Origin of the sequence: Lysinibacillus halotolerans (assembly GCF_003711845.1) — a bacterium.
Taxonomy (GTDB): domain Bacteria; phylum Bacillota; class Bacilli; order Bacillales_A; family Planococcaceae; genus Ureibacillus; species Ureibacillus halotolerans.
Genome location: NZ_RHLQ01000039.1, coordinates 1 through 20,890, shown reverse-complemented (window position 1 = coordinate 20,890; position 20,890 = coordinate 1). Strand labels below are relative to the sequence as shown.

At 34.4% G+C, this 20,890-nt stretch carries 19 protein-coding genes; 4 read left to right on the top strand and 15 right to left on the bottom strand.

Going from position 1 to position 20,890, the window contains the following annotated elements:
- Positions 1 to 88: 88 nt before the first annotated feature.
- On the top strand, positions 89 to 1,162 hold the full coding sequence (locus tag EC501_RS13845) for a CdaR family transcriptional regulator (RefSeq protein ID WP_122972895.1): 1,074 nt from the start codon (positions 89 to 91) through the stop codon (positions 1,160 to 1,162).
- Between the two features lie 88 nt (positions 1,163 to 1,250).
- Here the strand turns inward: EC501_RS13845 and EC501_RS13840 are convergent, their stop codons facing one another.
- Positions 1,251 to 1,703, bottom strand: coding sequence for a DinB family protein (locus EC501_RS13840; protein ID WP_122972894.1), 453 nt, complete (start codon positions 1,701 to 1,703; stop codon positions 1,251 to 1,253).
- 122 nt (positions 1,704 to 1,825) lie between these two features.
- Positions 1,826 to 2,737 (bottom strand): S66 peptidase family protein, encoded by a 912-nt coding sequence (locus EC501_RS13835; RefSeq protein ID WP_122972893.1) that lies wholly within the window; start codon positions 2,735 to 2,737, stop codon positions 1,826 to 1,828.
- A 120-nt stretch (positions 2,738 to 2,857) separates the two neighbouring features.
- Between EC501_RS13835 and EC501_RS13830 the strand changes: the two genes are divergently transcribed.
- Positions 2,858 to 3,736 (top strand): DMT family transporter, encoded by an 879-nt coding sequence (locus EC501_RS13830; protein ID WP_122972892.1) that lies wholly within the window; start codon positions 2,858 to 2,860, stop codon positions 3,734 to 3,736.
- Positions 3,737 to 3,804: 68 nt separating this feature from the next.
- Here EC501_RS13830 and EC501_RS13825 read toward each other — a convergent pair whose 3' ends face one another.
- The 12 genes from EC501_RS13825 to hpaB all read right to left on the bottom strand — a co-directional run bounded on the left by EC501_RS13825 (position 3,805) and on the right by hpaB (position 17,918).
- Positions 3,805 to 4,392: a class D sortase gene (locus tag EC501_RS13825; protein ID WP_241559357.1), complete on the bottom strand. Its 588-nt coding sequence runs from the start codon at positions 4,390 to 4,392 to the stop codon at positions 3,805 to 3,807.
- Positions 4,393 to 4,571: 179 nt separating this feature from the next.
- Positions 4,572 to 6,257 (bottom strand): methyl-accepting chemotaxis protein, encoded by a 1,686-nt coding sequence (locus EC501_RS13820; protein ID WP_122972891.1) that lies wholly within the window; start codon positions 6,255 to 6,257, stop codon positions 4,572 to 4,574.
- Positions 6,258 to 6,492: 235 nt separating this feature from the next.
- Complete coding sequence (locus tag EC501_RS13815) at positions 6,493 to 9,702, bottom strand: DEAD/DEAH box helicase (RefSeq protein WP_122972890.1); 3,210 nt, start codon at positions 9,700 to 9,702, stop codon at positions 6,493 to 6,495.
- A 181-nt stretch (positions 9,703 to 9,883) separates the two neighbouring features.
- The gene (locus tag EC501_RS13810; RefSeq protein ID WP_122972889.1) at positions 9,884 to 10,090 is read right to left on the bottom strand and encodes a hypothetical protein; all 207 of its coding nucleotides are present in this window, start codon (positions 10,088 to 10,090) and stop codon (positions 9,884 to 9,886) included.
- The gene (locus EC501_RS13805) at positions 10,090 to 11,256 is read right to left on the bottom strand and encodes a Ger(x)C family spore germination protein (RefSeq protein WP_122972888.1); all 1,167 of its coding nucleotides are present in this window, start codon (positions 11,254 to 11,256) and stop codon (positions 10,090 to 10,092) included. The genes EC501_RS13810 and EC501_RS13805 overlap by 1 nt, the downstream gene beginning before the upstream one ends.
- A 4-nt stretch (positions 11,257 to 11,260) precedes the next feature.
- Positions 11,261 to 11,968, bottom strand: a complete 708-nt coding sequence (locus EC501_RS18735) for a spore germination protein (RefSeq protein ID WP_277749724.1) — start codon at positions 11,966 to 11,968, stop codon at positions 11,261 to 11,263.
- The gene (locus tag EC501_RS18730) at positions 11,943 to 12,803 is read right to left on the bottom strand and encodes a spore germination protein (protein ID WP_277749723.1); all 861 of its coding nucleotides are present in this window, start codon (positions 12,801 to 12,803) and stop codon (positions 11,943 to 11,945) included. The genes EC501_RS18735 and EC501_RS18730 overlap by 26 nt, the downstream gene beginning before the upstream one ends.
- Positions 12,804 to 12,805: 2 nt before the next feature.
- Complete coding sequence (locus EC501_RS13795) at positions 12,806 to 13,909, bottom strand: GerAB/ArcD/ProY family transporter (RefSeq protein ID WP_122972887.1); 1,104 nt, start codon at positions 13,907 to 13,909, stop codon at positions 12,806 to 12,808.
- Between the two features lie 166 nt (positions 13,910 to 14,075).
- The gene (locus EC501_RS13790; RefSeq protein ID WP_122972886.1) at positions 14,076 to 14,879 is read right to left on the bottom strand and encodes a linear amide C-N hydrolase; all 804 of its coding nucleotides are present in this window, start codon (positions 14,877 to 14,879) and stop codon (positions 14,076 to 14,078) included.
- Positions 14,880 to 15,043: 164 nt separating this feature from the next.
- Positions 15,044 to 15,580 (bottom strand): RDD family protein, encoded by a 537-nt coding sequence (locus EC501_RS13785; RefSeq protein WP_122972885.1) that lies wholly within the window; start codon positions 15,578 to 15,580, stop codon positions 15,044 to 15,046.
- Positions 15,581 to 15,705: 125 nt separating this feature from the next.
- Positions 15,706 to 16,266, bottom strand: coding sequence for a DUF6241 domain-containing protein (locus EC501_RS13780; RefSeq protein ID WP_122972884.1), 561 nt, complete (start codon positions 16,264 to 16,266; stop codon positions 15,706 to 15,708).
- 203 nt (positions 16,267 to 16,469) lie between these two features.
- The gene (hpaB, locus tag EC501_RS13775; RefSeq protein ID WP_122972883.1) at positions 16,470 to 17,918 is read right to left on the bottom strand and encodes a 4-hydroxyphenylacetate 3-monooxygenase, oxygenase component; all 1,449 of its coding nucleotides are present in this window, start codon (positions 17,916 to 17,918) and stop codon (positions 16,470 to 16,472) included.
- A 243-nt stretch (positions 17,919 to 18,161) separates the two neighbouring features.
- On the opposite strand from hpaB, the gene EC501_RS13770 reads away from it, so the two are divergent.
- Both EC501_RS13770 and EC501_RS13765 read left to right on the top strand, forming a co-directional pair.
- Complete coding sequence (locus EC501_RS13770) at positions 18,162 to 19,592, top strand: FAD-binding oxidoreductase (protein WP_241559358.1); 1,431 nt, start codon at positions 18,162 to 18,164, stop codon at positions 19,590 to 19,592.
- The gene (locus EC501_RS13765; protein ID WP_122972881.1) at positions 19,589 to 20,125 is read left to right on the top strand and encodes an MFS transporter; all 537 of its coding nucleotides are present in this window, start codon (positions 19,589 to 19,591) and stop codon (positions 20,123 to 20,125) included. The genes EC501_RS13770 and EC501_RS13765 overlap by 4 nt, the downstream gene beginning before the upstream one ends.
- A gap of 277 nt (positions 20,126 to 20,402) precedes the next feature.
- Here EC501_RS13765 and EC501_RS13760 read toward each other — a convergent pair whose 3' ends face one another.
- A complete protein-coding gene (locus EC501_RS13760) occupies positions 20,403 to 20,768 on the bottom strand; it encodes a YxiJ family protein (protein WP_122972908.1) in 366 nt (121 codons plus the stop codon).
- Positions 20,769 to 20,890 lie beyond the last annotated feature (122 nt).

The following is a 20,890-nucleotide window of genomic DNA, read 5'->3' as shown; positions in this document are numbered from 1 at the left end:
TTTTAATGACAATAAATTTGTAATTCATTATAATGAATGTATAAAATAACTGTATTAGTACAGTTTGAATTTTAGACGGGGTGTACAAATGTTAACGTTCAAATTAGCGGAAGAAATTGTCTATCAAACGATGAAACGTCTCCATTACAATATTAATATTATTAGTACGGATGGCGTTATTTTAGCTTCAGGTGATAAAAAACGTGTGGATTTAATTCATGAAGGGGCAAAAGTAGTTGCTAAAACTGCACAGCCACTTATGATTGATGAATCGAACATACATAGTTATCCGAATACGAAACCGGGTATTAATATGCCGATTACTTATCAAGGAGAGATTGTTGGCGTAGTAGGTATTACGGGTGATCCAAATCAACTAAAAGAAATTGCTGAACTTGTCCAGCTAACAACAGAAATTATGACACATCAAGCATTAACGGAATCTAAAAGTGAGTGGCAACGGAAAAATGAAGATTTTGTATTTAAATCTTTAGTGGATGGAATGCCGATAGAAAATAGTTTAAAAAACCATATTCAAAAATTATCTTTCGATTTGAAGCCACCTTTTCAAATTCTATTATTATCCGTCGATGAGGAGGAAAATTCCAATCGGTTATCATTTTATTTAGAAGATCTATTTTTTAAATTACCTGCTTTTTACGGTCACTTACAATTAAACGAATATTATATTCTATTAAGTGGAATGCAAGAAGATCAAGCTGATAATCTTATTAATCAATTAGGGCAAAAAAAGCATAAATTACCTTCTATTCAAATTGGGGTTGGCTCCATTGTACAAAATCTTACCCAATTGCCCCTTGCGTTTCATAGTGCTAAAACAGCCCTTCAATACGCTAAAAAAAGTGGTTTAGTCACTTTTTTTGAAGACATTGAATTGTATTCATTATTTAAAGATTCCGAGGGCGAAGAAGTATTACATTTTGTTAACCGGGTACTTTCTAAGTTAAGTTATAAATTACTAACTACGTTACAAACCTTTTTCGAAAGTAATTTACAACTAAATCAATGTGCACAAAAGCTTGAGATTCATCGCCATACGCTAACATATCGTTTACATAAAATAAAACAACTAACCGGTTATGATCCACAATTTTTTGAGGACGCGGTTGTATTAAAAATGGCTATTTCATTACGAAATTAAATTGTTATTAGAACAAAAAAGGAGTATTCACCATTACATTTTAAGAATACTCCTTTGAAACACGTCCTATATTGTCAAGTCCATTTCATTATCGGAAAAATGGTACTTTTTCTACACCAATCATACGAGCATAGATAAATAGTTGGCCTTTATGATGAAGTTCATGATCATACATTGCTGTAAGATACCTTTTTTTAGCACCTTGAAGTTTTGGATGGGTAGAACTATTTTCTGCTTCCAATTCTAAATCGTTTATCGATTCAAAGGTAGCCTTTGTTTTTTCAGTAAAGTCCCTTACCCCATTACGAACTTCCGTCATTGATTTACATTCTGGGATATTCGGAGGAGCTAAGGTTTCCGTTTTTACCATCGATACAAATACATCGTTCCAGCCAGCCACGTGTAATGCTAGTTCGCCAAGGGACATTGCACCATCCCACGGTTTAAAATCAACATATTGATCGTCAATCTGTTCTAGCAGCTCTTCTAACACGCTTCGATGTTGTAACCATTCCTCCATCAACTGCTTTACCTGAGTCATGTTCATTCCCTCCTAATAGAATTTACTATTCTTTTACCCATCCCTTTCGGAAAATAACTCCACATTTCCTTCTATATATCTAAATTACCTTTAAAATTTTTGTGAAGTGAATACAAAGTCTTCTATTCTACCCCCGGTAAAATGCGCAACATTTTACTATCGGCATCGAGAATGGCATCCACCCCTAATGGAATGGCAATATTCGGTTCACAATGACCAATCATAAATCCAGCAACACTTGGTTTTCCTAATGGTTTTAAATACTGCTCAAAGACTTTCCAAAGGTCATTTTCTGTTATCCCTTTTCCGATATCGTTAAAGTGACCAATAACAAAACCTGCAGCTTCCTCTAATTTTCGCGCTAAACGTAGCTGATTTAACATACTATCGATATTCTCTAAAGACTCTCCAATATCTTCTAGTAATAAAATTTTGTCTTTAACATCGATTTCAAATTTTGTTCCTAAAGTGCTGACAAGACGATTCATATTTCCACCTGTTATTTCACCCCGAACATTACCTGGTACAATTGTTTGAAGGGAAGAAATCTGTTCATCATACTGAATTTCTACAGGTGTAAACAGCTGATAAAACATTTTTTTTGATGCCTCCGATAGTGGTCCATCTCCTCCGGAAAGCATCGGACCGTGGAACGTTACAATATCTGAATACTCTTGAAAAGCTGTATGGAGGTATGTAACATCTGAAAAGCCCCAAAAGATTTTAGGATGTTCTGTTAATAATTGATAATCAATTCGATCGGCAATTCGTGCTGCCCCATAACCACCACGGATACAAAAAATCCCTTTCACTTCTGGGTCTTGGATCATGTTATGTAAATCCTGTAATCGTTCCTCATCCGTTCCAGCTAAATAATCTCCCGTCAAGCCCACCGTTTCGCCTAATTTCACTTTCAACCCAAGCTCTTCTAACAAACTTAATTTTTGTGGTAATTTTTCCATTGCAATGGGGCTACTTAAAGCAACAATTCCCACTGTGTCTCCTACTATTAAATGTTCTGGGCGTATTTTCATTGTAATTCCTCCAGTTTTTCATGAATTAATCTATATGCACAAGCAATTTGAAAATAAAGTTGTCTACGTAATATCTATACCGATATAATTGTCATACTATTTAAAATAAGGGGCGTTTACATGAAGATTCCACCATATGTTTTATTAATATTAGCAACGGTACTTTGGGGAGGGAATTTTGTCATCGGAAGAGCCGTTACAGGTGATATCCCACCCTTCACCCTCTCTTTTTATAGATGGTGCTTAGCATTCCTAGTGTTCTTCCCCATTGCTTATAGCCAGGTAAAAAGAGACTGGCAAAAATTGAAAGAACATTGGAAAGTTGTACTTACCCTTTCCCTAACAGGTGTTACAGCGTTTAATACGCTAGTTTATATTGCTGTTTATTCGACAACTTCCATTAACGCTTCTTTAATGAATTCTACTACACCGATATTCATTTACATATTATCATATATTTTTTTAAAGGAACGTTTATCTCGTTTTCAAATCATCGGTACAGTCATCTCGCTCATCGGTGTACTTTTTATCCTTTTAGGAGGCAACATTGAAAGCATTCTACAATTCAATTTAAATAAAGGGGATCTCATTGTTCTTTTAGCTGTCTTTTGTTGGAGTATTTATTCATTATTAGTGAAACAATATTCGAATCGACTACCTAGTCTGTCAACCTTTTTAGTAACGATAGCTATAGGGGCCGTTTTCCTTTTACCGTTTTCAGCTTATGAAATGATCACTTTAGAAGAACCAATTATTTGGACTCCAAAAGTATTAGGCGCTATTTTTTATGTAGGCACCCTCGCTTCTATTGTCGCCTTTTTAAGTTGGAATAAAGGTGTTATCCAAATAGGAGCAAACCGGGCAAGTGTTTTTCTAAACCTTATTCCCGTTTTCGCCACATTATTTGCGGTTCTCTTTCTCGGAGAAAGACCGATTATGGCTCAAATGATAGGAGGATTAGCAGTCGTTGGAGGGGTTATTTTAACTAACCGAAAATAGAAAAATTGATTCAAATGGGGAAATTCCACTAACCCCGTAAAACAGGTGTTAATTTTACGGGGTTGTGACTATTCTACCTTTTTCGGATAAGCGTAAAGAATATAACGATCAGGTGCACTGCCGATAAAGGAAAAAGGATAACATGTCGAAACGGTTAAATATTCTTCCTCTCTGCTTGGTTGAATGACGGTACGATCGTTTGCATCCACAATTTCATAGTCCTCAATAACATAAATAAACGTTCCATATTCCATTTTAATATGTAATTCATCTCCCACCTTTAATTCACCAAATTGTCGAAACACCGTGTCTCGATGGCCAGATAAAAGAATTTGTCTATTATCCCCAGGCAACCCAGTACTCGAAAAATGCCCTACGCCTTGAGCTAACTCATCCTCATCTGTCCCTTCAATAATCGGGATTTCCCGATCAAGTCTTGGAATATAAAAGATTCCCAATGTATTCCCTTCTTGAAATTGTTTTTCCCTTTTATTTGAAGACTCTTTTTGAGAAGTATGGGAGTCATCGGAAATCATCGCTTTTGCTTCATCTAATCTTTTACTTTCCATAGAGGAAGATGTATATAATTGGTAACCTTCATAAAGTAAAAACCCACATCCAGCAATAACTAGAATCCAAGAAATAATTCGTATCAAAGATTACACCCCGCTTTTTATTCTATATTTTAAGATATTTCCCTATTTGTTTATTTCAGTAATTTCCATATACTATCATATCAAATACAAATATTATAAACGAAATTTTTCCTCTTTTTTAATCAAACTAGGATATATTAAAAAACCGCTCCTTCTTAACGAGGAGCGGCGTTAAACTTTTAAATTTTGAAATGTTGGATACTTTGTTGTAATTTCACTGCTTTTTCCCCTAAGTCTTTTGAAACGCTATTAATTTCCTCAATTGTTGAGACTTGCTCTTGGACGGCATTACTTACATCCGTAGTAAGGGTAGCAGAGTGTTTTGAATTCGATGAAATTTGGTTTACTGATGCAGCAATTTCTTCTGCTGCCGCGGAAATCTCCTCGGTTACCGCCGAAATGTCCGTTACTTGGTCGGCAATCTCATTAATGGCGACATGAATTGTTTCAAAAGCTTCCCCTGCTTCTTGAATCCGAGTTACCCCATCTTGGGCGTTTGCTAAACTATATCCAACTGCTTGTTGTACTGTTTTAGCATCACCAACTATTTCTTTTGTTAAGTTGACAATTTGAGTGGCAGATTCCTTTGAATCTTCAGCAAGTTTACGTACTTCATCAGCTACTACTGCAAAGCCTTTACCATGCTCACCAGCACGGGCAGCTTCTATAGCAGCATTTAATGCTAGTAGATTTGTTTGCTCTGTAATGCCCGTAATAATGGTTGAAATATTACTAATTTCATTGATTTGATTGGTTAATTTGTTCATTAATTCCGTTACTTGTTTTGAAGATTGATAAATCACTTGCATTTGATTTTGAGCATCCGTTACCGTCTGACCACCTGATTGGGCAACATCCTTCGTGCTAAGTGCTTTATCCTGTAAAGATGTTGTCGATTCAGCTATCCGTTGAATGCCACTTGCCGTTTCGGACATTGCAGATGCACTTTCGTTTGATGCGTAAGCATTTTCTTCAATAGATTGTGCAGTGATTTCCATATTTTTTGCTATAGATTGGGATAAATGATTGACTTCATCCGTGCTAGCTAACAGTTCTTCTGCTGAAGAGGTTAAAAGGGAAGCATTTTCACTTGTATTCTCAATCATGGAACGTAAGGAAGATTTCATTTCATTAAAGGAATCAACCAATATTTTTATTTCATCCTTTGTATGTACTTCCACATCTTTTTCTGATAAATCACCTTGTGCAACTACTTGAACCGCTTTTGAAATACGTTTAATCGGTTTCGTAATAAGACGGTTTAAAAGGATGACGATGAAGATACTAATAAGAATTGACACAATAATAACTGAAATAACGATCAATGCACCCTTTAATGCCGTTTTAGTAGCTCCATCATTGACCTTATCGATCAGTTCATATTCTTCAGTTTGTAATTCTTCAATTGTATTAACTAACAATGTATTCACATCGTAGGCTTCTACTAAAACAATATTCGTAGCTCGAGCAGTATCTCCCCTTTGTACAGCTGCAATTAGTTCTTCACCTAGTGCTCGTACTTGTGCTTGAGATTCTTTTGCTATTTGAATTTTTTCAGTAAATTGATCATTCGTATTTTTCTGCTCTAAGTCATGAATGAATTCATCTACTTCATTTAACCGTTGCTCTAATAACTCCAACTGTTTCTCAGAATCCTCTAATATATAGGAACGCATTTGTAATGCTTGTAAAGGAACATAACGTCTAATATCGTTAATAATAGCAAGCTGCTCGATATTTTCGTCTATTATTCTCGTATACTCATCATTTAAATCATATAAAGTTTTATTACTAACGACCCCTATTATTATCATTAATATAATAATGGACATAAAGGAAATTAGCATTTTCTTTGCAATATTCACATCATTCTCCTCCAATAACTATCAAAATTACTATAAATAAACATGCCATTATATGATATAGCATATCGAAATTGTATACAATTATTTCGCATTGAAAATCAATACTTTTTATCTATAAATTTTAGAAATAAGACCTAATAATCTAACTCGAAACTTACGAAATTTATAGCCCTTTTAACCTATCTATATTTAAAAAGCATAATTTAAAAGGCACATCACTATTGATGTGCCTTCCTTATATATTTAAAATTTCGCGAATATCTTCTTCTGTCAAGGAAGTTAAGACTTTTTCTTCCGTCTCCAAAATATCCGAAATGAGACTTCGCTTTTTTTCTTGGAGTTCGTTCATTTTTTCTTCAATCGTGCCCCTGGCAACAAGTTTTATGACTTGTACAATATTTTTTTGCCCCATACGATGGGCACGGTCCATCGCCTGTTGTTCTACCGCTGGATTCCACCAAAGATCATATAAAATGACAGTATCTGCTCCTGCCAAGTTTAATCCCGTCCCACCGGCTTTTAATGAAATGAGAAATAAATCCCGTTCTCCTTCATTGAAACGATGACAAAGTTCTACTCTTTCTTCAGAAGGTGTTTGTCCATCAAGATAGAAAAAGGTTTGGCCGCGTACCGTAAGCTCCCTACCTATTAACTCGAGCATTTTCGTAAATTGGGAGAAGATCAATACTCTTCTTCCCGATAATTTCGACTCCTCGAGAATGTGTAACAATTGCTCAAATTTTGCAGAACTTCCTTTATACCCGTCAACAAATAAGGCAGGGTGGCAACAAATTTGGCGTAATCTAGTTAAACCAGCTAAAATACGAATACGATTTTTTTGTAACGTATCTTTATCCAGATGCTTTAATGTATCGTGTCTTAGCTTTGCTAAATATGCTGTATAAAGCTTCTTTTGCTCAGGAAGTAGGTCTGATATTTCCATCGCTTCTTGTTTTTTAGGTAACTCGGCTAATACGTCTTGTTTTATACGGCGGAGTAAGAATGGGCGAACTCTTCTTGCAATTGATTTTCTAGAAAGATGACTATATTCCTCTAACCCTTTAAATAATTGTGGGAAAATAACATGATAGATAGACCATAGATCTTCTAATGAATTTTCCACTGGTGTTCCTGTAAGTCCAAATTTGTGATTCGCCTTTAGCTTTTTCACGGTACGAGCCGTTTGGGTTGCTGGATTTTTAAAAAATTGTGCCTCATCAAAAAAGATTGTATGAAAAGATTGCTCTTCATACCATTTCCGGTCATGACGAAGTAACGGGTAGGACGTTATCAGCACATCAAAGTTTTGTGCCTCTTGTTGCAATTTCATTCGTTCCGCTTTATTTCCGTCCATCACCATCGCTTGAACTTCAGGTGCAAATGTTAAAAGCTCATGGAACCAGTTATATGTTAAAGAGGATGGACAAAGGATTAAAATAGGTAGTTTCTTTTGTCGTATTTTTGAAAGCTCAGAAACAATGAACGCTATACTTTGAATTGTCTTTCCTAGCCCCATATCATCTGCTAATACGCCACCAAAACCGTAATGGGCCAATGCCTTCATCCATTTAAATCCGTTTTTTTGATAATCCCTTAACTGATCCTTCAAGCTAGAAGGTACTTCAAAATGTAATGATGATGGATGGAGTAGCTGATCGACAAATTGGCGAAAGGACTCTTCTGCAGTAAACAGTTCGCTTTCTTCTATTAGATCAAGGAATGGAAGGCCATCCATTATAGGCATATTCAATGTCGTTTCCCATTGTTCATCTTGAATCGGTACTGCATTTAAAAACCGGCGTATCTCTTCCATTTCTTTAGTTTCAAGGGATAAAAGGGAGCCATTGGATAGGCGATAATACTTTTGCTTTACTTCAAGGGCGGCTAAAATTTCTTTAATTTCTTTGTCATTGATACCGTCCATTTCAAACTTAAATTCTAACCAATCTGTTCGTTCCTTTTGAACTTTCACCCGGATTTTCGGGAATCTATGATCACGGACAATTCGAGTTCGGACAGCTGAAGTAATATAAATTTGCGCAAGGGAATTTAGCGTAGGAAGAATATGATATAAAAATTCATATTCCAACTGTTCATTTTGCATAAAATATCCGCCTTCTGTAATCGTAAAACCGCTCTCCTCCATTATTTGAAGGATTTCTCCTTCTTTTTCTACATCTCTGACAATCATCGGCCCAATTGGACTATCACGATTTTCTAATGGTTGAATAACAACGTTTTCGTAATGAAATTCTAGCCCTGCAAGTAAACGATTTTTCAAACGATCTAAATAAAGTTTCGCAATGAGAGGTGTCTTCATGAACTTTTGAGTTAATCCGTTAGACAATTGGACATCGCCAAGTTTTTTCAAACTAGGTACAATTTTTTTAAGAAAAAAATCAATTTGATCTTCATGAATCGGGATAAATTTTTCACTAGAATTTTTCAACATTTGATATAGTTCAAATAGCCGCTCACAATCTGAACCTTCCAATTGAAAGAAAACTCCATTATTTAATACAGAATGATAGGAATTAAAGAATGTTATATGTTCAAAACCTTTTATCACTAATCGATAACCGTTCCTTTCATTTTCCTCTAATGTAAACTGAATAGAGGGAGGCCCGTTAACAATACGTAAGTCCACAAGAACATCTTCACTGACAAACTTCACAAAGGGTGTATTCATTAGTAATGGAATAAGTCCAGACCATGTAGATGGTGGAATTAATAATACTTCATTTTGAACGTTATAGTTAGCGTGATTTGGTAATGCTTCTAAGAAAGCACTTTCATCATCGACGACTTGAATAAGTTGTTGGAGAATGACATCCGGCTCTTTTAAAAAGCAGGATAAGCTAGGATTATACTTAAACTCATTCGATATCGTACTTACCTTTCCCATTTTGACATCCCGTAAAAAATCTCGAATGTTTTCTACTTTTACTTGATTAATCTCCACTTCAATTCCAATTAAATTTTCATCCATTTTCATTGAAATTCGTTGAAGTTTAAATACTAGCTCCAATACTTCCCTTTTTTCAAAATGTCGTTGATGACCACTTGTCCGTATTGTTCTTTCCTTGAAAAGTGTTATAAAGTCTTCTGTTATTCCTTGAGCATTAAAAGGTTTTCCTTGGTTGTCTGGAAGGTTCAATCTTTGCTTTTTTCGTTCATTGAGTGCGATTAAAACAGCTGCAACATGTTGACAGCAATGCTTAAAGTTCGGTAATTTTGGGCAGCTACAATCCGTTCGAATCTCGCCAGTTACATCATTTTTAACGAAGACATGAAAATCTTCCGTCCCATGAACAGTTGCTTCACAATCATTTTCGCTTATATGTTCAAATGTTACTTTCCCACTACGATAAAAAGAGTCCCCTCTTTTAAAGGAGACGGTACCACACATTTCTTTTATCATCTTTTGATTTAGTTTTATGTTCATGCTTTCCCCGCTCCTTTCCTATTAAAGGGTTCTTCTTTCTTTCTTAACATTTTAACATTAATTGAAATACCTATCGAGGGTTGTGAATTCCATGAAGTAACAAGATATTTTTGAGGAATATAAAAAACGTTTCCTACATGGAGTAAGAAACGTTTGATAGTTGTTATAGAAACTGTAAACCTTAATTAAACAAATTAACGATAAATGTAACAAATTTATTTAAACCGGGAACTTTAAATCCGAGTAAGTGTAATTGGGTAATAACAAAAGCAAGAGCAAGGATGCTTGTATAAACGATAAAACCTTTCTTATCCTTCGTTCGCATCAAATGCCGATAATCTAAAAAAGAAATCGCAGCAAATAAAAGAATTAATAAGAAAGTGTTCATTAATCACTCACTTCCTTAGTTTTTTCTTGTGTTGTATCAATAATCAATCCAGATCTTCTTACTTCAGATTCCACTTTTATATCAAATTTCACTTGATCTAAGTAATTCGATGAATCACTAATTTTCGCCCAATAGTCGGGGTAGTACCTTCTAAGGTCTCTTCCAACCCCGTATATATCTGAATTCATTTCCTTAGCAATTCGAAATTCACCTTCTAGATTCTTTTTTATAAAGTCGGTAATTTCCTTTTCAACTAATTTTGTTTGTTCCGGTTGCAGTAAATCAATACTACAAGTCTGGTCTAGTAAATTTCCTTCCAGTGTTACATCTACATTCATCGTAATCGTATTCCCATTAAGTTTAGGTTTTGCTTTACTTTGAAAATCAGTAATTTGAAAAGCAAAAACTTCATCAACTCCACCTTTAGGACACTTTCCTTCAATAATCGTATAATTTAGTTTGCTATTCATAATTTGTGTTCCCGTCGTTTCCGGTCCATAAATATATCCTTGTAATTTCCCTTGATCGAAAACGGCTACTCCATCGACTTCAAACGTTTCAACTTGCCCTCTAATTTCCTTCGGTCGAATGACATCTAGTGTCAATTCTATACCCGGAGTAGAGAGAATCGACATTAAATCCCTTAATTGAACATCTAAGGCATTAATACCTCTCATTTCTGAACCATCGATGAGATCAGCCATTGATTTTGCTGGAACACCGCCTAATTCAATTTTACTGTTTAATAAGTCCTCAGCTGTACCAGGTGTTACGGTAATTAGTGCGCCTGCTCGGCTATCCCTATCCCTCTCAAACCATGTTGTAGCGGGTGTGATTCCTTCCCTTGCCATTGCATCACCAAAAATGATGATTTGTAAATGTGCCCAGTACAGACGGCGAGGTGACAATTCGTTTAAATTACGAATTGTCCCCATAACCGATTTTCCTGTAGCCGTTACACTCCAAGTCGGCAACTCAGAACCACCTGTTGCCCCATTTTCTTTAGGTGGTGGTTTAATGACTTGGGCAGTTATTTTATATCCTTCCTCTACTTTATCAATTCCTACACCCATCACGACAGCAATCTCATTTAATTCCTTTTGATCCCAACATCCACTTAAAAAAATGACAAGAATCATGAGTAAGAAACAATTTTTGAAATTCATATTACTAATTTCTCCTATTTAGATGACGGTCTACTTTTGAACTTTCCATCCTATTTTTGTTATTATTTGATATTTCCTCTGGTCTTTCTTTCATATGGCTCCATGGCACTCTAATAAATAAATCTTTCCAATCGCCTTTATGGAATGGAACGATAGGAGCTAAATAAGGAACGCTAAATGAACGTAAAGAATTTAAATGAATTAATAGGAAAATCAATCCGAAAATTAAACCGAATGCTCCTAAAAATGAAGATAAAATTAATAATATAAATCTTATCATTCTGGCGGTAATCGCTATATTATACGAAGGAGTTGTAAAGGAACTAATCGCCGTCAGGGCAACAACAATAACGGTACCTTGACCGACAAGACCTGCATCTACAGCGGCTTGTCCTAAAACTAAACCACCGACAATAGAAATAGCGGCACCGACCGTTTTAGGTAATCGAATCCCCGCCTCCCGTAAAATCTCAAAGGTAATTTCCATGATGGCAACTTCAATCGCAATTCCAAAAGGTACCCCTTCGCGCTGTCCTGTAACTGCAATTAACAGCGGTGTCGGTATCATCTCTTGATGATACGTAAGTAAAGCGACATATAAGCCCGGTAAAATAATGGAAAGGACAAAAGCTCCTCCCCTCAATATTTTCATCAAACTAGAAATATCATATCGCTGATAGTAATTCTCATTGGAAGTTAAGAAAAAGGCCAATAGTCGCGGGAACGAGTAAAACTACAGGTGTTCCATCAACGATAATTGCTATTCTACCTTCAAGTAAACCTGCCGAAATTCGATCTGGTCTTTCGGAGTTGAAAATGGTTGGAAAGGGAGAATATCTTTGTGGATCTTCAATTAACTCTTCAATATAAAGGGAATCTAAAACCGCATCGATACTAATATTATCAATACGGGAAATTACTTCTTCGACAATATTGTCTTTTGCTATCCCTTTTATATAAAGTACCGCTACAGAAGTTTTACTCTCTTTTCCAAGTTCTTTTTTGTATATTTGTAAATGAGGTGTATGGACTCTTCTGCGGATTAATCCGATATTTGTCATAATAGATTCATTAAAGCTTTCCCTAGGTCCACGTACGACTGTTTCAACAGAAGATTCTGTAACAGGTCTTCGATCTCCACCAGCTGTTTCTGCTGCATAGGCAATAGGATATCCATCAAACAAAATAATGGAATAGCCTTGCAGCAAATGTTCTAACACTTCTTTATGTTTCGTTATTTTCTTAGTCTTACTTGTCGATAAGATGATTTCTTCGTCAGCAGATACTATATCGTTTAATTGATTATTTAAAACATGAATGACATGTTGGTCCATAATTTCTTTTTCAACTAAGCTGTCGATAAATAAAATGGCCATTTTTAGATTTTCATGTTGCATGTATCTTACTGATAAATCCGAGTCTTCTCCAAATACATCTTTATATCGTTTAATATTCTCGGCTAAATCATATAATACAACTTTATTTTCCTCAGGTTCTTTAGAATGTTCAGACGATGATTGTTCGTTCTCTTTGTCATTTCTAGACATCTCTATTCCGCCCTTCTTTTCTTTACACCTGGTTTCTTCCTAAACTGACTAATAATCAATAACAAAAGAGGTAATATTAAGCCGACAAAAGTCGAATAAAAAGGATAGTAATTTTCTAAAAAGCGAAATATTCCATTAAGATCCTCTCCATTTATAAGCGAAATAATGGAGACTAGTGCTCCAACAGGAATAACTAAAATTTTGTAATCTTTTAGCTTAAACAATTGGGCTATTCCTAGCACTATCGCATATAGAAAAAGGGCAACTTTTGCGAAGGAAGCAAGGGACCATAGTAAAATGCCCAATATGTCCAATCTTTGCAATGCGCCTATTTCAATATCCCTTAAAGTCAAAAATGTAGGAAAATAGAGACCTTTTGCCCTTTCTTCCCCATAAATCGCAACTACTCCCGTTATAGGACCAATAAACATGATTACAAGAATAATCATTGTAACAATGGAGTATCTTTTTAATCGCTTTGTGTTATTCACATAAGGAAAAATCATACTTAAAACAAAAATAGAGCTATATAGTGAAGTTAGTGCCAATGTTCCATCTAGAGCTGGTCCTATGGAATTTTCTAAAATCGGAAGAAAGTTCAGATAATCTTTATCCTTTTGAGTAAGAATGGTAGCAAATATTACAATTGGAATTAAAATGACGAGGATAGCCTGATTTGTTCTCGAAATAACTTCAAGCCCACAATGTACCGCATAGGCAGCAAGGATTAAAATCGCAATAAAAAAAACGGCAATCGGTGTTCTTGGCGTTACTGCCGATGTATAAAATTCACCAAACCCTCTAATGGATAAACTGATTTCATGTAGGAAGTACACTAAAAATATAATGACAACTAAACTTCCTAACCATTTCCCTAAAATCAATTGACAATATTCAACCATAGAACGTCCTGGGTATCGTTGGGATAATAGAGCAACAGTAAAACCAATTAGTATGGCTGGAAAAATAGCTAATAAAAGAGAAATCCAACTATCTCGACCAGCATGGTCAATAATGACAGGAATAAACAACAGGTGACCCGTCACGGTAATACTTGATATCCCTAGCATTAAGGCTTGTATCTTGGTTATATAGGTCTTTTCCATGTAGACACCTCAATACTCTTGGAAGTTTAAACTATACTAGTTATAGACATTCCATTTTCCCTTTAATCATCCATTAAGAAGGTAATTTCAGACAGTTTTTGGGAAAAAAGAAAAAGACCATAATGGATGGTCTTGTATAAATCGCGTTTTCAAATGTTTATCAACTTTACCAACTTTCAAGTTTGGAAAGTAGTACGCCCTTTGTCGATAAGGGCATTTCGTTTTTATGATGAAAACCTTTGTCTGTTCGTATCACTTTATCCATAAATGAAAATTTAAATATTTTATGAAACTCACCATTTAAAGTAAAATATACGGCATTTTCTTCTGGAACCGAAATCATGGAAAATTGGGTAGGATAATCTCCATCTTGTTGAATTGTCTCTTTAAGAATTGAAAAGCCGATTGTGTCATTAAAATAATCTTTATTTTTTAATAATAAGTTATAAGCCTTTTTATACCGATCACTACCAAAACCTTCTACTTCCTCGTAATTTTTAGATTTATTTTCCGATAAAGGAAAGTTCGTTAAGACCATAAAATTTTCTTTTACTGAATCGATATCTAAGTTTTCTCTTCCCGGTTCTACAATATATGAATTTTGCTTTTTCCCAGCAATTAAACTATGAACACTATAATTCGGAACGTTAACAATCGTTTTTTCATTTAAATAATCCTTTAATTGGGAGACATCGGTTTTCTCTGCTAAAACTTCTTCAAATAATCTCATGATATGAACGCAATTTTTTCCCCTTCGATATTTTCCTTCTTCATTCGGTTGAACCATTAATAAATTGACAAAAGTTCCGTTACGATTTACGCCAAATGCCGGTAGAAATTGGCCGTCTTCCTGTTGTAATACGACAAACTGGTTATCCCCTTTTAATACAATTTTTATTGGCCTTTTGGAAATATCAAAATTCATCCCAATAAAAGTATTACTTGAATAAATTACAAAGCTTGTACACATTTATAATCCCATACTTTCTTTTTTCTTAAATAGTTCAATAGTTTAATGGATAAATCCTCTAAATTTTTTACCTTTGTCCTCTAAATTCTTGTTAAAATTAAAAAGCGCTTAAATTATTATTCAATACTACTAATAATTTAAATGCTTTATTATATTGCTGTCTTTTAACTTAGTTTTCGGTTATCCATTTCTACCTCAATGTTCAATAGTGAATCGATGAAAGGCTTTTTCTTCTTTGGAAAGAGTACAAAAATGTTGTTGAAAACGATGTATATTACGTAAAAGGTAATACAAATCTTTATATAAGAATAACTATCAAAATTACTGTCATACATTAAATTACAGATATATACAAAAAAGAATAATGGTATAATACCAGTTCTTAAAAACCATCTCATAAATAATTTAAACCATCTGTCACTATTAACTTTTAAACCTACTATTTTATAGCCTACCGTTTTTTTGAACGTCAGGTTGATGCCGATAGATGGTATTATCGTTAGAATGTAAAAAGGAATCAAAAAGAGACAATATACTACCAATAAAATCGTATTGAGGATTTCACCGTTCGCATCATAAGAAAAAGGTAGTAAAAGTAATGCGACAATTCCTAATACTGCCATTGTCCCAAAGGAAAATATAAGACTTGCGATTATTATTACTAACGTATCGATGAAATAAGCTAATACTCTTTTTCCCATTCATTTACCCCCAGGAAATAAACGTTATAACGTCATTCTTATGTGATTATAACGGATAAGTTTCAGATTGCAAGGAGATTAGGAAAGTAAAAAGAAATTAGTATTTATATAGAAAAAACGGCGAATTAATCGCCGCTTCCACTCTCTTCAACAAACTTAGTATCTTGAAAACCTTCTAAATATTTCTGTTCTTCTTCCTCCGTTAATAAACGGGTTGCCATCCCAATAGAACCGCCTTGCAATTTCCAAATGGCGTTGTGATGCTCTACTGCGTTTTTAAAATTTCCTTCTTTCCATTCAGTTAAAATTTCACGATACAAATTTTCATTTTCATAATTTCCGTTTTCTAACATTTTTAATAAGGCATTAATGGTTGACTCTTTCATTTCGATAAATCCCCACTTTTGGGATGCATGGACTTTTTGATGGGACATTTCATGCAACATTTGTTGGAATACCTTTTCATCGAGGAAACCACCCATGGCTGCTTCTTTTTCCAGGTTCGTTTTTCCTTCTGTATCTGTAGAAAGGGCTGTATCAACGGATTTTTGAATAACCTCATCCTTAACAGTCTTCGTATTTACTTGAGCTTCTCCTTTTGAAACCCAATAAATAAAACCTAATCCCCCTACTACTACTACAAAAGTCGCAACGACAAAAGAGATAAGAAAATCTTTTTTCGTCATTGTTTAAAACACCTTTCTTCCCCCATTAAACTGTAAAATGTTAAGAATAAATTATCCGTATAATTAAATTAATTTTAATATTTTGGATAAGAAATTCAAGTTTATTTATTCTGATTGGGCTCATAAATGGGAATGATAAAATTTCATATTATAAATATCTATGTTCCATGTAATTCTATTATTCTCATTTATTAATAGAAGGATTAATTCATATGATTTTTTAAAAAGTTGCTTATAACCTTTACATATTCTGATTTTGGATAGGCGTTATACAACTCACTTGATAATCGAATCGGATCACCAAAAAAATACCGTTCGTATTGAGTTTGCCTTGTTCCAAAGGAGCTCATTGTTAAATCCCAGGCTAAGCGGAATATTTTAACCCGTTCCTCCGCTGGCTTTGTTGCCCCTTGTAAATACCGATCTAAATCCGTTCTAATCGTCGAATGGAATGCTTTTTCCGTCGGTAAAGTAATCATGCCACTTGCACCGATTTGTTGAATAATTTCAGTAAATCGGGAGTAAATTTTCGGAAATAGATTTCCGGCTACCATTAGCGTATTAATATCAGGACGCATATATCCCCATTCATCTAATGAAGCGTGATTTTCAGCCTTTTCAAGTAACGCTCTCATTGTCTCGAGTCCAATGATGATTTCTGACATTTTCTCATGAATATGTTGATATTCACTAACATTAATCGTTTCGATTAATAACTCCGCAACACCCAAAATGAATTCCAATTTTACAATTTGTCTAACCATTACTTGATGCTTGGCAAATGGATGAAAGGAACTTTTAATGATAAAGTCTTCAGCTACTTCGTCATTGTTATAGTAAAATACTCGATTCCATGGAACTAATACATTATCAAAGACTACAATGGAGTCCATTTCCTCATATCGTGAACTTAATGGATGATCAAAAGCAGATTGACCACCAATAAATGTATCTCTACAAATAAACTTTAAACCTTTTGTATTCGATGGAATCGAAAAAGCAAATGCTTCATCTTCGTTAAACAAAAATTTCCCGACACTAAAAACTAATAACTCATCAGTTAAGCCACCTTGTGTTGCTAGAACCCGGGCCCCTTTAATAATGATGCCTTCTTCATTTTTACCAATAACCTTCGCTGCAATTGGTTCCTCTGAATTTTCAATATAAATTTGAGAACGATTCACTTGCGGTGCAACAAATGTATGGGCTAACGATAAGTCATTTTCCCGCGCTAATTCATAAAACGCTTGGAGATTATTTGGAAAACTGTTACTTTTATTTTTTAAAAGGGAAACAGATGAGGCAAAACTCATTAATACTGTATTTAAATAGTCGGGGCTTCTCCCCATAATCCCTCCCGTATGTCGTGCCCAATGTTCAAACATCTTTCTTCTTCTTATTAAATCCTCTTTTGTTTTCGGTTGTAAAAAAGAAAGGCCTACAGGGTTACCTGATGTAGGGGAGGTATACGTCATTTCATCTTTTATTTTCGGATCATGCTGTAAATCATAGAGAGCCGCTTTTGTTTGGATAATACCTTTGAAGGCGGGATGCTCTGATAGTAATCCTTCAACTTTTTCACCGTCATACCAAATCTCCGGTTTTAGCTGATTCAGTCTGTTAATAAAATCCTTTCCATTAACAGCACCCATACTTTAACACTCCTTAAATTTGATGACATTCCATAAAACATTTATTCTGTAAAAGGCTTTCTATTATTTGAAACAAAACATTTATTTATATCTTATTGTAAAAAAAGCGGTTTAGTACTTGGGAAAAGGAAGAAATTTATTTTTAACTATCGAATTAAAAATTGGCAATTGTAGGGTAAAGTCTTTAAAGCTATACTTAACCTAATCAAACTAACAGTAATTACCATGAATTTAAGGAGAGTTATTTTGAAAAAAAGTATTGTAATCGTTAGTACACTATACGGAATTGGATTAATACTTTCTCTTTGGCTATATAATCACAAGCCCATTTTCATTGAGGATGTCGGTCAGTTACTACCTACGAAGGTAAAAGAAATACATAGTGCGACAAGTGAAGCAGAACTGCAAAGTTTGGTAAAGGAATCGATTAATAACAATGAGAAAATTTCTGTTGCTGGCATGCAACATAGTCAGGGAGGACAAACATACTATCCTAACGGTGTAGTGATCGATATGAAGAAATATAATAAAATCCTTGACTATAACCCTCATGAGAAAATGATTACAGTTCAAAGTGGGACTACATGGGAAGATATTCAACAGAAAATTAATCCTGATCACCTTGCGATTCGTGTAATGCAATCACAAAATATTTTTACGGTTGGAGGATCTATAAGTGTCAATGCCCATGGGAGAGATATTCGATATGGTTCGCTTATTGATACTGTTGAATCTTTCCGACTCCTTACTCCTCAAGGAGATATTATCAATGTCAGTCGAACAGAAAATAGTAACCTTTTCCCTCTAGTAATAGGGGGTTATGGTCTATTTGGTATCATTTTAGATGTCACAATGCATTTAACCGATGACGAACTCTATCAAATTCGTTCAAGATCAATCGATTATCAGGATTATCCTGATTATTTCATTCATGATGTCAAAAATAATGAAAATATCCGAATGCACATTGCTAGATTATCCGTAGCTCCAGATTCATTTCTACGTGATATGTATGTCACGGATTATGAATTAGCTGAAAATCAAAATAACTTAGCCAATTACTCTGAGTTAAAAAGAGATACACTTGCTGCACCTCAAAAATTCATGCTTGGACTTTCACGTTACAGTGATTGGGGAAAGAACCTACTTTGGGATATGCAAAACAAGTTATATGTTGGCCAAGATGGGAACTACATTACACGTAACAATGCGATGCGAGGGGACAGTAAATTTATGGAGTATGACAACCCAAGCAAAACTGAAATTTTACAAGAATACTTTGTCCCAATTGATGAGTTCTCTATGTATCTAGATGATTTACGGTCAATGCTTGAAAAAGAAGAACTAAATCTATTAAATATTACGGTTCGTTATGTAAATGAAGATAATGAGGCGGTATTATCCTATGCAAAAGAAGATATGTTTGCACTTGTTTTACTAATTAACCAAGGTAAAAGCAAAAAGGAAATTGAAAAAACCAAAAAGGTTATCCAGAAAATGATTGATGTTACCTTACAACACGATGGCTCCTACTATTTGCCTTACTATTCTTATCCTACCCAAGCGCAAATGGATGAAGCCTATCCGAAGAACAAAGAGTTTTTCGAACAAAAGAAACAGTTTGACACGAATGAATTATTTATGAATCTATTTTACAAGGAGTACAGTCAATGAATTTCCGTAAGTTTTTAATTGCCCAAAGCATTCTAATTGCAGCAAGTAGTGTAGTCTTTCCATTTTATTTATTATTGATTAAAAATGTTGGAGATAGCTACTCTCAATTTGGTTGGGCCTATGGATTGTTTACTTTAACCGCAGCGCTTACCTATCCAATCATCGGCCGACTAGGTGATAGGTATGGTGATAAGAAAATGCTACTTATTTACACACTAGGCACGGCTGCCGTAATGTTGCTTATACCACTTCTGTACGAGGTATGGCAAGTTTATATGATACAGATCATGATGGGAATCCTCGGTGCAATTCAAAAAAATACAGAAAAAGCCTTTTTGGCTAGAAATAATGATAATGAAACTGCAGGTGAACGAATTGGTAAATACCATTTACAGATTTCATTGTGGAGCGGTTTAGGGATTATTCTTACTGGTTACTTAATTGATTTCTTAACCATTGCAAGTCTATTCTATTTAATTTCTTTTGTTTATATCATAGCCTCTTTCGTCATTATTAAGCGGGAGAGGATTTGAAACAGTTCTAATTTTCATCGTTCACAAGGATTATACTAATGGTTTGGGTCTTTCCGAATACTCTTGATAGGATATAATTTTAAGACGTGCTAGAGAGTCTGGACCTTTAAACCATTGGTATAATGCTTAGAAAATAAAAAGGATAAAAGACAAATAAATCGATTTCAACATAAATAAGGGATTGTAAAACCTTCGTATAGAAAATCCTTTTTCCTAGAAGCTTACCTTTACCGTATTCTTCATTTCTTTTTAAAATAATTCTTTTAACTAAAATAACTTATCTATTTTTATTAATAATTGTAAGTAACAATTCTCTTGTTTTTTCAAAACTGATAAGTTCTCTATGAAAGTTTGAATAATTAGCTAATGAATCTTTTAAAAAGTAATAGTTCGGGTAAAGTGAAAAAAAGTCTTTATGTAGAATTTGCCTTTGATATTTAGGAATTTTCTTATTTGCTAGTACATAAGTAGAACTTCCCGCAATAAGCATACAAAATTCATTAAAATCAGCAGCCAACCAATTCTCTTCATCGATAATACCCACGAAATCTTTTTCAATTAGTTCAATATCTTCGTATGGGAATCCATTCGATAATTCTGTATGGTAAAGAATTTCTAGTTTACTCAATAAATCACTTTGCATGTCTGTATTTCGCAAGTAAAAATTGAGCCATTTATTAATTAAAAACTGATCCACTTAAACCGAACTATTTTCTAGCCATTCTTTTGTATCTAATATTCGATAAGATGGTCCAACCATGTCTA